At 63.8% G+C, this 12,910-nt stretch carries 14 protein-coding genes; 5 read left to right on the forward strand and 9 right to left on the reverse strand.

Features of this window, described 5'->3' with window-relative positions; genetic code table 11:
* Positions 1–41: 41 nt before the first annotated feature.
* A complete protein-coding gene (locus NVV93_RS16340) occupies positions 42–548 on the reverse strand; it encodes a DUF3015 domain-containing protein (RefSeq protein WP_258251694.1) in 507 nt (168 codons plus the stop codon).
* Between the two features lie 123 nt (positions 549–671).
* Between NVV93_RS16340 and NVV93_RS16345 the strand changes: the two genes are divergently transcribed.
* Together NVV93_RS16345 and NVV93_RS16350 are read left to right on the forward strand one after the other, a co-directional pair.
* Positions 672–1,133, forward strand: coding sequence for an isoprenylcysteine carboxylmethyltransferase family protein (locus tag NVV93_RS16345; protein ID WP_258251695.1), 462 nt, complete (start codon positions 672–674; stop codon positions 1,131–1,133).
* A 28-nt stretch (positions 1,134–1,161) separates the two neighbouring features.
* Complete coding sequence (locus NVV93_RS16350; protein WP_258251696.1) at positions 1,162–1,527, forward strand: PilZ domain-containing protein; 366 nt, start codon at positions 1,162–1,164, stop codon at positions 1,525–1,527.
* Positions 1,528–1,580: 53 nt separating this feature from the next.
* Here the strand turns inward: NVV93_RS16350 and radA are convergent, their stop codons facing one another.
* The 3 genes from radA to NVV93_RS16365 form a co-directional block, all read right to left on the reverse strand.
* The gene (gene radA, locus NVV93_RS16355) at positions 1,581–2,942 is read right to left on the reverse strand and encodes a DNA repair protein RadA (RefSeq protein ID WP_258251697.1); all 1,362 of its coding nucleotides are present in this window, start codon (positions 2,940–2,942) and stop codon (positions 1,581–1,583) included.
* A gap of 50 nt (positions 2,943–2,992) precedes the next feature.
* Positions 2,993–3,268, reverse strand: coding sequence for a hypothetical protein (locus NVV93_RS16360; RefSeq protein ID WP_258251698.1), 276 nt, complete (start codon positions 3,266–3,268; stop codon positions 2,993–2,995).
* A gap of 87 nt (positions 3,269–3,355) precedes the next feature.
* Complete coding sequence (locus NVV93_RS16365) at positions 3,356–3,601, reverse strand: YdcH family protein (RefSeq protein WP_258251699.1); 246 nt, start codon at positions 3,599–3,601, stop codon at positions 3,356–3,358.
* 195 nt (positions 3,602–3,796) lie between these two features.
* On the opposite strand from NVV93_RS16365, the gene mscL reads away from it, so the two are divergent.
* The gene (mscL, locus tag NVV93_RS16370; protein ID WP_258251700.1) at positions 3,797–4,198 is read left to right on the forward strand and encodes a large-conductance mechanosensitive channel protein MscL; all 402 of its coding nucleotides are present in this window, start codon (positions 3,797–3,799) and stop codon (positions 4,196–4,198) included.
* A 50-nt stretch (positions 4,199–4,248) separates the two neighbouring features.
* Here mscL and NVV93_RS16375 read toward each other — a convergent pair whose 3' ends face one another.
* A complete protein-coding gene (locus NVV93_RS16375) occupies positions 4,249–5,814 on the reverse strand; it encodes a TerC family protein (protein WP_258251701.1) in 1,566 nt (521 codons plus the stop codon).
* 284 nt (positions 5,815–6,098) lie between these two features.
* Positions 6,099–6,875: a ferredoxin--NADP reductase gene (locus NVV93_RS16380; protein WP_258251702.1), complete on the reverse strand. Its 777-nt coding sequence runs from the start codon at positions 6,873–6,875 to the stop codon at positions 6,099–6,101.
* A 154-nt stretch (positions 6,876–7,029) separates the two neighbouring features.
* On the opposite strand from NVV93_RS16380, the gene NVV93_RS16385 reads away from it, so the two are divergent.
* A complete protein-coding gene (locus tag NVV93_RS16385) occupies positions 7,030–8,154 on the forward strand; it encodes a class I SAM-dependent methyltransferase (protein WP_258251703.1) in 1,125 nt (374 codons plus the stop codon).
* A gap of 244 nt (positions 8,155–8,398) precedes the next feature.
* On the opposite strand, the gene NVV93_RS16390 is transcribed toward NVV93_RS16385, so the two are convergent.
* The 3 genes from NVV93_RS16390 to NVV93_RS16400 are packed head-to-tail and all read right to left on the reverse strand — an operon-like array spanning position 8,399 to position 10,986.
* A complete protein-coding gene (locus NVV93_RS16390; RefSeq protein ID WP_258251704.1) occupies positions 8,399–8,536 on the reverse strand; it encodes a DUF2474 domain-containing protein in 138 nt (45 codons plus the stop codon).
* Positions 8,536–9,543: a cytochrome d ubiquinol oxidase subunit II gene (gene cydB / locus NVV93_RS16395; protein ID WP_258251705.1), complete on the reverse strand. Its 1,008-nt coding sequence runs from the start codon at positions 9,541–9,543 to the stop codon at positions 8,536–8,538. The genes NVV93_RS16390 and cydB overlap by 1 nt, the downstream gene beginning before the upstream one ends.
* Positions 9,544–9,546: 3 nt before the next feature.
* Positions 9,547–10,986 carry a cytochrome ubiquinol oxidase subunit I gene (locus NVV93_RS16400; RefSeq protein ID WP_258251706.1) on the reverse strand — a complete coding sequence of 480 codons (1,440 nt, stop codon included), beginning with the start codon at positions 10,984–10,986 and terminating at the stop codon, positions 9,547–9,549.
* 604 nt (positions 10,987–11,590) lie between these two features.
* On the opposite strand from NVV93_RS16400, the gene NVV93_RS16405 reads away from it, so the two are divergent.
* Complete coding sequence (locus NVV93_RS16405; RefSeq protein ID WP_258251707.1) at positions 11,591–12,826, forward strand: MFS transporter; 1,236 nt, start codon at positions 11,591–11,593, stop codon at positions 12,824–12,826.
* Positions 12,827–12,910: the final 84 nt, after the last annotated feature.

Raw genomic sequence — 12,910 nt, forward strand, 5'->3', positions numbered from 1 at the left:
GCCGGGGGGACACCCGGCTCTGGTGGGGTGAAGCTCATCCGTCAGGCGGGTTGCTTGGCGTAACGTGCCAGCTGGCTGTCGCGACTCATGACATCCAGAGTCGCGGCCAAAACCTGCTCGCTGGTGGCTTGGGCGCTACTGAAGATGGTGCTGAAGTTTTCGTGGGTGACCTTGGCAAAATGCGCACGGTCGCCTTGCTCCACACCGAGCAAGGTCGCGTAGGCATCGAGCGCTTCGCCTTTGCCTTGGGCCATGTCTTCGGCGATGGAGTCGAGCATGCCGTTCATTGCCAGCATCGAGCGACCGCCATAGCCCAGTTTGACGCTGGAATCGCAGCCGTTGGTGCCGGAAGTCAGACCGAAAGTGGCGTTCCCCGAAGTCCCGTTAGTGGTAGTGGCAATCAGGTGCGGAAACAAGCCACTCTGGCCTTCGAACAACATGTTGCCCCAACCGCACCCTTTGCCACCGGCCTCATTGGCCTGAGCGGCCAGGCTCAGTGCGCTCAGCATCCCAATGATCAAACCCTTGCCCAGCAGTCGCTTGTCCATATGTCCACTCCATAGAGGTATTGTCGTAAAACTGCATTAGCAGCTTTGGCGACACTTCCTATGCTGTCAAACCACAGGCCGCAATGCCGCTACACTGCGCCGGACTTTCCGCCAGGAGGCACCATGTCAACTCGCCAGGACCGCATCATCCTTGCTCCGCCGCTGATCTACCTGATTGCAATCGCCTTGGCCTGGCTACTTGCCGAGCTGTTGCCGCTACCGTTACCGGCGAATGCCTGGACCCGTTATGTGGGCTGGGGCGCCATCGACGCCGGCATCCTCCTGGCCGCGTGGTCGGCGCTGGCGATGGCGCAGCACAAGACCACCATCAACCCTTACAAGAAGCCCAAGCGCCTACTCGAGAGCGGCCCATTTGGCTATTCGCGCAACCCAATCTACCTGGGCTTCAACTTGATTTATTGCGGGATCGGCCTATTGCTGGACAGCGGCTGGCCGTGGATCGTCCTGCCAGTGCTGCTGGTGGTGATGACCCGCGGGGTGATTCTCCCGGAAGAGCAGATTCTCGATCGCCTGTTCGGCGAGAGTTACCGCCGCTACCGCGCTCGTGTGCGGCGCTGGCTATAGTGGATAGAACCTGCCCAGGAGCGCGGATATGAGTAATTCAACAGATGAGCGGCGACGCTTCCACCGCGTGGCCTTCGACGCCAGCACGGAAATAAGCCAGGGCGAGCGCCGCTGGCCGGTGGAGCTGCAGGATTTATCGTTGCACGGCCTGCTGGTCGAACGCCCAGAGGGCTGGGACGGCGACCCGGAGCAACCCTTCGAGGTGTGCATCCACCTGGCCCAGGATGTCGAGCTGAACATGCAAGCGACCTTGGCGCGCAGTCAAGGCCAGCTGCTCGGCTTCGCCTGCCAGCATATCGACCTCGATTCAATCAGCCACCTGCGCCGCCTGGTAGAGCTCAACCTGGGCGACGAAGCGCTGCTAGAGCGGGACTTGGCCGCCCTAGGTAACTAACCGAGGTCGAGCCGAGTTGGACTCGGTGCAACGCAGCCCAACCCGTTCACGCCCTAATCGAACAAAGCATCCAGCGCCTGCTCCAGGCGCGTTACCGCAATCACCTGCAGACCGGCTGGCGCTTCTTTCGGCGCGTTGCCCTTGGGTACGATGGCGCGCTTGAAGCCGTGTTTGGCGGCTTCCTTCAAGCGCTCCTGCCCGCTCGGCACCGGACGCACTTCGCCGGACAAGCCGACCTCGCCGAACACCAGCAAGTCATGCGGTAGCGGCCGATTGCGCAGGCTCGACATGACCGCGGCCATCAGCGCCAGATCGGAGGCGGTTTCCAGCACTTTCACCCCGCCGACCACGTTGAGAAACACATCCTGATCGTGGGTCGGGATGCCGCCATGCCGGTGCAGCACGGCGAGCAGCATGGCCAGACGGTTCTGATCGAGACCCAAGGTGACGCGACGCGGATTGCCCAGATGGCTGGTATCGACCAGCGCCTGCACTTCCACGAGCATCGGCCGGGTGCCTTCCCAAGTGGCCATGACCACGCTGCCGGGCACCTCCTCCTGAGCGCGGGTGAGGAAAATCGCCGAAGGATTGGAGACTTCTTTGAGACCGCGATCGGTCATGCCGAACACGCCCAACTCGTTGATCGCGCCGAAACGGTTCTTCACCGCGCGCAGCAAGCGCAGGCGGCCATCGGACTCACCCTCGAAATACAGGACCGTGTCGACCATATGCTCGAGCACGCGCGGACCAGCCAGCGCGCCCTCTTTAGTGACATGACCGACCAGGAAGATCGCCGTGCCGCTCTGCTTGGCGTAGCGCACCAGCAGCGCCGCGCTCTCACGCACCTGGGAAACGCCGCCAGGGGCCGACTGCAATTGTTCGGTAAAGATGGTCTGGATCGAATCGATGACCATGACTTTGGGCTGCTCGGTCCGCGCGGTGGCGATGATTGCCTCGATGCAGGTCTCGGTCATGACTTTCAGTTTGTCTTCCGGCAAACCCAAGCGGCGCGCACGCATGGCCACTTGTTGCTGAGACTCCTCGCCAGTGACGTACAGCGCCGGCAGGCGCGTGGCGATATTGCAGAGGGTTTGCAGGAGGATTGTCGACTTGCCAATGCCCGGGTCACCGCCGATCAGGACCACCGAACCGTCGACCAGCCCGCCGCCGAGCACACGGTCGAGCTCCCCCGAGGCGGTGGAGAAACGCGGCATTTCTTCGACGCTGACTTCGGCCAGGGTTTTGAGCTGCGCCTGCTGGCCAGCCCAGCCAACCCGTGCGCTTACCGCATCGGTGCCGGGATCGATGGTTTCCACCAAGGTGTTCCAAGCCCCGCAGTCCGCGCATTGTCCGGCCCATTTGGGGAAGGTCGTGCCGCACTCGGTGCAGCCGTAGACGCGCTTGGCCTTGGCCATGAAACCCACTCCGTCAGACGAAAGTGCGCATCATACAGGCTGAAGCGAAATTACCGCGTCGAGGTCATCGCACTCGCAGTGAACTGGCTTTTTTTGCTCAGCGACGGGCGCGCCAGCAGCCGCTCGATATCCTCGCGCAGACCGCTGCGGTGCAGCATCAGCGCGGCCAGACTGAGGTTTTCCTCGCGTTCGATCCCGTTCTCGAGACGAAAAATGCGTTTATCCACGGCCTCGAACTGCAGCTGCAGCCGGCTCAGGCGCTCATTCATCAGGGCGATTTGGCGCGGCGCAGCGATGGAATCGAATGTGTGCAGCTTGAAAGCCATGGTGCTGGCTCCTGCGAGAAAGTCAGAGGATAGGTAGCCTAGCCACCCATGGCGGGTCAGTGATTGACCTCGATCAACAACGGCGAGCTATTTGTCCGGTTGCTGCAACAGCTGGGCGATCTGATCCTTTAGCGTTACCCGTTGCGATTTCAATCCCTGCAACGCCAGGGCGTCGAGCGGCTGGCGACCGTCTTCAGCGGCATAGACTTGATCGTCGAGGGATTTGTATTCCTGGGCTAAACGGGAAAAGCGCGCATCGTGTTGCAATAAGTTGAGCATCTGGCGGCGATGGTCGGGAAATTCGCGATTCAAGGGATGATGTTCGAGCGGCATGATCGACCCTCCTGCACGATGGTACTTTCAGGCTAGACCAGTGCTTCGGAAGATGGCGGCTCGACCGACGAAATCCACTTCATACCTGGAGGCAGGACGCATTTTCCCGCCAGGTTCGCCGCTAAATCACACCGCAGTGGCTCTAGAGCTGGATTACACTCCTTTCACTATTTATTCAAAACAGGGAGTCGATTCATGAGTGTGATCAGCGAGTTCAAGGCCTTTGCGGTCAAAGGCAACGTCGTCGACATGGCGGTGGGGATCATCATCGGCGCGGCGTTCGGCAAGATCGTCTCGTCCTTCGTCGGCGACGTGATCATGCCACCGATCGGCCTGCTGATCGGTGGCGTCGACTTCTCCGACCTCGCAGTCACCCTCAAGGCGGCCGAGGGCAACATCCCCGCAGTGGTGCTGAGCTACGGCAAATTCATCCAGACGGTGCTGGACTTCCTGATCGTCGCCTTCGCGATTTTCATGGGCGTCAAGATGATCAATAAACTCAAGCGCGCCGAGGAAACCGCGCCGGCGGCGCCGACCAAGGATCAGGAGTTGCTGAGCGAGATCCGAGACCTGCTCAAAACGCAGCAAAACAAGTAGTTCGCCAGCATCTGGAACTGCACAACGGCGCCCATGGGCGCCGTTTTGCGTTAACCCGCCGTGTCCAGCGGCTGCAGCAGCAGACGGGCCACCCGGCGCTCTTTGACCTCGACCACGGTCAGCCGCCAGCCGGCGTGCTCCAGGCGGTCGCCGATCAGCGGCAGGCGGTCGAGCAGGCTCATTACCAGCCCGGCGAGGGTCTGATAGTCCTCGGTCGGCCGCGCCAGGAAGCTCAGTCGCTCGCGCAGCAGGGTGAGATTCAGCGCCCCGCTGACCCGGTAGCCACCGGCCACCGCCTCGATATCCAGGCCGTCCACCTCGTTGGCGTCCGGCAGCTCGCCGGCGATTGCCTCGAGGATGTCGGTCAGCGTCAGCATGCCCTCAAAGCCTCCGAACTCGTTGACCACGAAAGCCACGTGGGTCGAGGCCTGGCGCATCTGCTCCAGGGCGTTGAGCACCGAACAGCTGTCCGGCAGGTTGAGCGGCGCACGCAGCAACGGCTCAATGTCCGCCGGCTGGCCGTCGAGCAGCTGCTTGAGCAGTTCCTTCTTGTGCACGTAGCCCAGCGGTTCGTCGACCTGGCCGGCGCGGATCACCAGCAGCCGCGAGTACGGCGAGGCCAGCAGCGCTTGGTGGATCTGCGCGGTGCTGCCGTCGAGGTCGAGGTGGTCGACCTCCGTGCGGGTGGTCATCACCGCGGTGATCGGCTGCTCGGCGAGGTGCAGCACGCCGCTGATCATCACCCGCTCGCGGCGGTCAAACAGGCCGGCACCGCCCTCCGCGCTGCCGAGCAGGTCGGCGATCTCCTCGCCTACCTCGTCCGCTTCGAGCTTGCCGCCGAGCAGGCGCAGCACCGCATGCGCGGTGCGTTCGCGCACGCCGCGGCCATCCTGCAGCTGACGCTTGCGCTTCCAGCGCACGGCCTGGTTGGCCAGCTCGATGAGGATCGAGAAGCCGATCGCCGCGTACAGGTAGCCCTTGGGGATGTGGAAGCCCAGGCCTTCGGCGGTGAGGCTGAAGCCGATCATCATCAGGAAGCCCAGGCACAGCATGATCACCGTCGGGTGGGCGTTGACGAAGGCGGTCAGCGGCTTGCTGGCGACGATCATCAGGCCGATCGAGACGATCACCGCGATCATCATCACTTCCAGGTGCTCGACCATGCCCACTGCGGTGATCACCGCATCGAGAGAGAACACCGCGTCGAGCACCACGATCTGCGCCACCACCGGCCAAAACAGCGCGTAGGCGCGACTGCCGCCGCTCTTGTGCACGCGACCTTCGAGGCGTTCGTGCAGCTCCATGGTGGCCTTGAACAGCAGGAACAGGCCGCCGAACAGCATGATCAGGTCACGCCCGGAGAAGCTCTTGCCGGCCACCTCGAACAGCGGCGCGGTGAGCGTCACCAGCCAGGAAATGCTGGCCAGCAGGCCGAGGCGCATAATCAACGCCAGGCCCAGGCCGATCTGCCGCGCGCGGTCGCGCTGATGCGGCGGCAGCTTGTCGGCGAGGATGGCGATGAACACCAGGTTGTCGATGCCGAGCACCAGTTCGAGGACGATCAGGGTCAGCAGCCCCAGCCAGGCCGTGGGATCGGCCAGCCATTCGAAGGGCATCAGGCGTGCCTCCCATTAACAGGGACAGGCAGCGATACGCGGCGCTCGCCGAAGCGGCGGCGCAGGCCAGCAGGAGTGCAGAGGTGGGTAACGGGCAGGCGCCGCGCTGCGGCGTCTAGGAGGGGGAGCGCCACCCGCGAGCGGGGCGCGGGTGGCTGGCAACTATGACTGTCCATCGGTATCCGGTTGGAAAAAACGGATGGCCATCCTAAGGCAGATCGCCGCGCGACTTAAGCCGCGAATCTTTTCCAATCGTGTACGCGCGGCCTACCAGTCGTTCTCCACTACCAATAGTTCTCCACGCCGATCTGCCCGGGTTTGCGGGTCAGCGCCAGGCGCATGCCGCGGGTCTTCAGCACCGCGCGGGTGTCCTCGTTCATCTGCGGATTGCCGCACAGCATGATCCGCGAATGCTCCGGATCCAGCGCCAGGCCGGCGGCGCGCTCCAGTTCGCCGTTGTCGATCAGCGTGGTGATGCGCTCACCCAGCGCACCGGGATGCGCCTCGCGGGTGACTATCGGAATGTACTGCAGCTTGTGCGCGTACTCGGCCAGGTAGTCGCGCTCGCCCAGACCGGCGATCAACTCCTGATAGGCCAGTTCGGCCGGCTCGCGCACGCTATAGACCAGCTTGATCCGCTCGAAGCGCTCCCAGGCCTCGAAATCCTGGAGGATCGACAGGAACGGCGCCAGCCCGGTGCCGGTACCGAGCAGCCACAGGTCGCGGCCATCGGGAAAGCGGTCGAGAGTGAGGAAACCGAACGCCTGCTTGTCGACCAGCAGCGTGTCGCCCTCGCGCAGACGGCTCAGTTCGCTGGTGAACTCGCCGCCCGGTACCACGATAGAGAAGAACTCCATGTGCTCGTCGAACGGCGAGGAGACCATCGAGTACGCGCGCCAGACCACACTGCCATCGGCCTTGGTCACGCCGAGGCGGGCGAACTGCCCGGCGCGGAAGCGGAAGCCGGGATCGCGGCTGGCGCGGAAGGTGAACAGGTTGGGGGTCAGCGTCTGGATGTCATAGACGCGCTGACGGGTGAACTTCTCTTCGCTGGCGGACATGTCGCGGACTCGTGATTAACGCATGGCACCAGTGTCCCGCAATCGGCCGGCGAGAAACACCCGCGAGTTCCGGGGCTATTCGTCGCAGCCGAGACTTTTGCGCCGGTTGCGCCGACAATGCCGGCCAACGCCCCGCCACCACGCCCGAATCGACATGCCGCTCTTCACCACCCCGTTCGCCCAGCTCGACCTCGTCCGCCAGCCGGAACAGCCCCACGAACCGTTGCAAGCCTTCGACGCCGCCGACGAATACCTGCTCACCCATCTGCACGAACTGGGTCTGGCCGCCGACGCGCGCGTGCTGGTGCTCAACGACGCGTTCGGCGCGTTGGCCACCACGCTGGCACCGCATGCGCAAGTGACCAGCAGCGGCGACTCGCACCTCGGCCATCTGGCCCTACAACAGAACCTCGCGCGCAACGGCCTGGCCTGGGATGGCGTCGCCTTCGTACCGGCCAGCGCGACCGCCAGCGGGCCGTTCGACTGGGTGCTGATTCGTGTGCCGAAGACCCTGGCGCTGCTCGAGGAACAGCTGATCCGCCTGCACGGCCAGCTGGCGCCCGGCGCACGGGTGATCGCCGGAGCGATGATCAAACATCTGCCGCGCGCCGCCGGCGACTTGCTCGAACAATACGTCGGCCCGGTGCAGGCCTCGCTGGCGGTGAAGAAGGCGCGCCTGCTGCTGGCGACGCCCGAGGCCAAGGCTGCGCCCCGCTCGCCCTACCCGAGTCGCTATCAATTGGACAAACCGGCGCTGCAGCTACTCAACCACGCCAATGTGTTCTGCCGCGACGGCCTGGATATCGGCACGCGCGCCTTCCTACCGCACTTGCCGCTGAATCTGGGCCGCGCACGGGTGGCCGACCTCGGCTGCGGCAACGGCGTACTCGGCATTGCCTGCGCGCTGGCCAATCCCGAGGCACAGCTGACGCTGGTCGATGAGTCGTACATGGCTGTGCAGTCAGCGCAGGAGAACTGGCTGGCGGCGCTCGGCGAACGGGAGGTAGACATCCATGCCGCCGATGGCCTGGCCGAGCAGCCCGCGGATTCGCTGGATGTGGTGCTGTGCAATCCGCCGTTCCACCAGCAGCAGGTGGTCGGCGACTTTCTCGCCTGGCGGATGTTCCAACAGGCCCGCGCGGCACTGGTCACCGGCGGCGAGCTGTGGATCGTCGGCAACCGCCACCTCGGCTATCACGCCAAGCTCAAGCGGCTATTCCGTGGGGTCGAGCAGGTGGCGGCGAATCCGAAGTTCGTGGTGTTGCGCGCCCGCAAATAGCCCGCCGTAGGATGGGTTGAGCCTGCGAGACCCATCAACCATGCACCGATGGGTATCGCTTCGCTCAAGCCATCCTACGAACTGCCTTCTGCCCTCTCCCCAACCCTCTCCCATAAATGGGAGAGGGGGCTGTTCGGAGTTGGCCGAACCCATCCTGCAAACTGAGGCTTTTACAGGACTACACGAGCATCCAAGCCGCGAGTCACCCCTCGCCCGTTCACGGGAGAGGGGCCGGGGGAGAGGGTCACGAGGTCAGTCCCGCCGCATTCATGAACTGGCGCAACAGCCAGGCCACGCTGCCGAGGGCCAGGACGCTGGCGGTCCAGATGCCCACCAGCCAGGCCAGGCGCTGCCAGAGCGGTTTCTGCGCTTCCTTGTCCATCAGTGATAACCCTGATCCGGCGTCACCTTGCCGCGGAACACGTAGTAGCTCCACGCCGTGTACACCAGGATGAAGGGGATGATGAACAGCGCGCCGACCAGCGCGAAGCCCTGACTCTGCGGCGGAGCGGCGGCGGCCCAGATACTCACCGAGGGCGGGATGATGTTTGGCCACAGGCTGATGCCCAGGCCGCTGTAGCCGAGGAAAATCAGCACCAAGGTGAGGATGAACGGCGCGTAGTTAGCGTAGCGCTTGATCGCCCGCAGCAACGCGAAGGTGCACAGCAGCACCAGCAGTGGCACCGGCATGAACAAAAACAAGTTCGGCAGGCTGAACCAGCGCTGGGCGATTTCATCGTGGGCCAGCGGGGTCCAGATACTGACGATGCCGGTCACCAGCAGCACCGCCCAGACCAGCGGCGTACCGAGGTCGTGCATCTGCTGTTGCAGGCGGCCTTCGGTCTTCATGATCAGCCAGGTACAGCCGAGCAGCGCGTAGCCGACGATCAGCGCCAGGCCGCAGAACACCGAGAACGGCGTCAGCCAGTCCAGCGGACCGCCGGCATACATGCGATTGACCACCGGAATCCCGTCGATATACGCGCCCAGCGTCATACCCTGGAAGAACGTCGCGGCCAGCGAGCCGCCGATGAACGCCTTGTCCCACCAGTGGCGTTTGCTTTGCTTGGCCTTGAAGCGGAATTCGAACGCCACACCACGGAAGATCAGGCCGATCAGCATGAAGATGATCGGCAGATACAGCGCCGAGAGCACCACCGAATAGGCCATCGGGAAGGCCGCAAACAAGCCGGCGCCACCGAGCACCAGCCAGGTTTCGTTGCCGTCCCAGACCGGCGCCACGGTGTTCATCATGATGTCGCGCTCGCCCTCGTCCTTGACGAACGGGAAGAGGATGCCGATGCCCAGGTCGAAACCGTCCATCACCACGTACATCATGATGCCGAAGACGATGATCACCGCCCAGATCAGGGAAAGATCGATACCCATGGCTCAGTTCCTCTCTGCCAGGCTGTCGCTGGCTTCGTCGTCCAGGTCGTCGTCCGCCGCCGACAGCGGCCGCGCCGGGGTGCGTTGCTGGCCGGGGCCGCCGCTTTCCGACTGTTGCCCTTCGCCCGTCATCGGACCCTTGCGCACCAGCCGCAGCATGTAGCTGATGCCAATGCCAAACAGCACGAAATACACCAGTACGAAGCTCACCAGGGTCACGCTCATTTGCGTCACGCCGTGCTGCGAGACCGCATCGGCAGTGCGCATCAATCCGTAGATTACCCACGGCTGGCGGCCGACTTCGGTGGTGAACCAGCCGGCGAGAATGGCGATCAAGCCCGACGGCCCCATCCACACCACCAGATGCAGGAAGGCCCGCGACTCATAGAGCGTGCCGCGCCAGCGCAGCCACAGACTCCACACGCCGGTGAACAGCATCAGCAGACCGAGGCCGACCATGATCCGGAAGGTCCAGAACACGATGGTCGAATTGGCCCGATCCGCCTTGGGGAACTCCTTCAGCGCCGGCACTTGTTCGTCCAGGCTGTGGGTGAGGATCAGGCTGCCCAGATAGGGCACCTCGACCTTGAAGCGGGTTTCCTCGCGCTCCATGTCCGGCCAGCCGAAGAGGATCAGCGGGGTCGGCTCGCCCGGCTTGTTTTCCCAGTGACCTTCGATAGCGGCGATCTTCGCCGGCTGATGCTTGAGCGTGTTGAGGCCATGCAGGTCGCCGATGAACGCCTGCAGCGGCGCAACCAGCAGCGCCATCCACATGGCCATCGACAGCATGCGCCGCAGCGCCGGATTGTCGCGCCCGCGCAGCAAGTGCCAGGCCGCCGAGGCGCCGACGAAGAAGGCCGTGGCGAGGAACGCGGCGGTGGCCATGTGCAGCAGGCGGTAGGGGAACGACGGGTTGAAGATCACCGCGAACCAGTCGACCGGAATCACTCGCCCGTCGATGATCTCGAAACCCTGCGGGGTCTGCATCCAGCTGTTCGAGGCGAGAATCCAGAAGGTCGAGATCAGCGTGCCGATCGCCACCATCACCGTGGAGAAGAAGTGCAGGCCCGGCCCGACGCGGTTCCAGCCGAACAGCATGACGCCGAGGAAGCCGGCCTCGAGGAAGAACGCGGTGAGCACCTCGTAGGTCAGCAATGGCCCGGTGACCGAGCCGGCGAAGTCGGAGAAGGCGCTCCAGTTGGTGCCGAACTGGTAGGCCATCACCAGACCGGAAACCACGCCCATGCCGAAGTTGACGGCGAAGATCTTCGACCAGAAGTGATAGAGGTCGCGATACACCTCCTCGCCGGTCTTCAGCCACAACCCTTCGAGTACCGCCAGGTAGCTGGCCAGACCGATGGTGATGGCCGGAAACAGGATGTGGAACGAGATGGTGAAGGCGAACTGTATTCGGGCCAGGTCCAGAGCTTCTAAGCCGAACATGGGGTGTCCTCGATCAGGGTTACACGATGAACCGGCAACGGGCCAACCAGGGGCTGCAGGCTTTGGAGTACGACGGTAGGCAATTGTTCTTGTTGTCGCGGCGTGGGCGCAGCGGTCTGCGCCTACGATGGCCTGCAGCAAAACCCCAAGGCGGGTTTTGATCTGGATCAGGCGATAGATGAATCGTAGCTGCTAGCCGCCCGACTGCCTCTGTGGTCGATTGCCACTGTGGTTGATTGCCGCTGTGGCCGATTGTCACGCGCTAGCAGGCCGTTGAAAAATGTAGGCGAGGCAGCCGAGACAAGGCAAAAACGGCCGAAAAAGCGCAGTTTACGTGTTGTAAATGAGCATTTTGAGGCCGTTTTTAACGCCGTATCGGCAACGCAGGTAATTTTTCAATGGCCTGCTAGCCGCTGCGTAACATTTGCTTACGACTACCCTTCCAGGCTGGCAAACTATTAGCCAGCTAAGCGCTTTACTGGCCCGCCCTCGTCACAGGCCAGCACGGCGCCCGCCCGACCTGTCATTCCGCCGAGTCACCGGTGCAACCTCAGGTCGGCCCGCGTACTCCCGAACAAATCCTTGGCACCCTGACTGGCGGTTTATGTCCACCCACGAAAAGCTTCTGCTGCGCCATCACCGGCCGTTTCTGGCCTTTTGGCTAGCCCGCGTATGCACCGCCAGCGGCTTCCAGATGCTCACCGTGGCCATCGGCTGGCACATTTACCAACTCAGCGGCAGCGTGCTTGATCTCGGTTTGGTCGGCCTGGTCGAGTTCACCCCGCGCGTGCTGTTCATGCTGCACACCGGGCATGTCGCCGACCGCTTCGATCGGCGCAAAGTCACCGCGCTCTGCCAAGCCGCCCAGGCATTGATCGCCCTCGCCTTGGTGCTGGGCAGCGGCAGCGGCGAGATCAGCCGCGAGATGATCTTCGTCCTTGCCTTCGCGCTCGGCGCCGCGCGTGCCTTCGAAATGCCGGCGACCCAGGCCTTGCTGCCAAGCCTGGTGCCCACCGCATTGTTCCCCGCGGCAGTGGCGGCGTCGGCTTCGGCGCTGCAGATGGCGACCATCGCCGCCCCGGCGCTCGGCGGTTTTCTGTATGCCTTCGGCAGCTTGTGGGTGTACGCGCCGACCGCGCTGCTCTATGTGCTGGCCTGCGCGCTGGTGCTCGGCCTGCCGGCGCGCCAGCAGCCGCTGCGTCAGGAACGCGCCTCGCTGGATTCGCTGCTCGCCGGCATCCGCTTCATCCGTGGCCGGCCGGATGTGTTCGGCGCCATCTCCCTGGATCTGTTCGCCGTGCTGCTCGGCGGCGCCACCGCGCTGTTACCGGTATTCGCCCAAGACATCCTGCTCACCGGCCCATGGGGCCTCGGCCTGCTGCGCTCGGCGCCGGCAGTGGGCGCGCTACTGATGTCGTTCTGGCTGGCCCGCTACCCGATCGAGCGCCAGGTCGGCCGGGTGATGTTCATCTCGGTAGGCGTGTTCGGCGTGGCGACCATCGCCTTCGGCCTGTCCACCTCGTTCTGGTTCTCGCTGGCGGTGCTGGTGGTGCTGGGCGCGGCAGACATGATCAGCATGGTGATTCGCGGCGCCTTCGTGCAGCTGCAAACCCCGGACGAGATGCGCGGCCGGGTCAGCGCGGTGAACGGCCTGTTTATTGGCGCCTCGAATCAGTTGGGGGAATTCGAATCTGGCCTCACCGCCCACTGGTTCGGCACCGTGCCGGCGGTAGTGCTCGGCGGCGTCGGCACACTGCTGGTCACCGGCGCGTGGATCAAGCTGTTCCCGAGTCTGGCTAAGCGCGATCGGATGCATGAGGCGGCAAAGGAGCACGCGTAGCCCGGATACAATCCGGGGCCATGTTCGCGGCAGTTCCCGGACTGCATCCGGGCTACGTTTACTCAGCGGGTGCCAACAGTCCCG

Origin of the sequence: Pseudomonas sp. LS44 (assembly GCF_024730785.1) — a bacterium.
In the GTDB taxonomy this organism is placed as follows: Bacteria; Pseudomonadota; Gammaproteobacteria; order Pseudomonadales; family Pseudomonadaceae; genus Aquipseudomonas.

Bases quoted from the DNA above. Each gene is read 5' to 3' on its own strand.
- NVV93_RS16340 (WP_258251694.1), bottom strand. From the start codon at position 548: ATGGACAAGCGACTGCTGGGCAAGGGTTTGATCATTGGGATGCTGAGC.
- NVV93_RS16345 (WP_258251695.1), top strand. From the start codon at position 672: ATGTCAACTCGCCAGGACCGCATCATCCTTGCTCCGCCGCTGATCTAC.
- NVV93_RS16350 (WP_258251696.1), top strand. From the start codon at position 1,162: ATGAGTAATTCAACAGATGAGCGGCGACGCTTCCACCGCGTGGCCTTC.
- radA (WP_258251697.1), bottom strand. From the start codon at position 2,942: ATGGCCAAGGCCAAGCGCGTCTACGGCTGCACCGAGTGCGGCACGACC.
- NVV93_RS16360 (WP_258251698.1), bottom strand. From the start codon at position 3,268: ATGGCTTTCAAGCTGCACACATTCGATTCCATCGCTGCGCCGCGCCAA.
- NVV93_RS16365 (WP_258251699.1), bottom strand. From the start codon at position 3,601: ATGCCGCTCGAACATCATCCCTTGAATCGCGAATTTCCCGACCATCGC.
- mscL (WP_258251700.1), top strand. From the start codon at position 3,797: ATGAGTGTGATCAGCGAGTTCAAGGCCTTTGCGGTCAAAGGCAACGTC.
- NVV93_RS16375 (WP_258251701.1), bottom strand. From the start codon at position 5,814: ATGCCCTTCGAATGGCTGGCCGATCCCACGGCCTGGCTGGGGCTGCTG.
- NVV93_RS16380 (WP_258251702.1), bottom strand. From the start codon at position 6,875: ATGTCCGCCAGCGAAGAGAAGTTCACCCGTCAGCGCGTCTATGACATC.
- NVV93_RS16385 (WP_258251703.1), top strand. From the start codon at position 7,030: ATGCCGCTCTTCACCACCCCGTTCGCCCAGCTCGACCTCGTCCGCCAG.
- NVV93_RS16390 (WP_258251704.1), bottom strand. From the start codon at position 8,536: ATGGACAAGGAAGCGCAGAAACCGCTCTGGCAGCGCCTGGCCTGGCTG.
- cydB (WP_258251705.1), bottom strand. From the start codon at position 9,543: ATGGGTATCGATCTTTCCCTGATCTGGGCGGTGATCATCGTCTTCGGC.
- NVV93_RS16400 (WP_258251706.1), bottom strand. From the start codon at position 10,986: ATGTTCGGCTTAGAAGCTCTGGACCTGGCCCGAATACAGTTCGCCTTC.
- NVV93_RS16405 (WP_258251707.1), top strand. From the start codon at position 11,591: ATGTCCACCCACGAAAAGCTTCTGCTGCGCCATCACCGGCCGTTTCTG.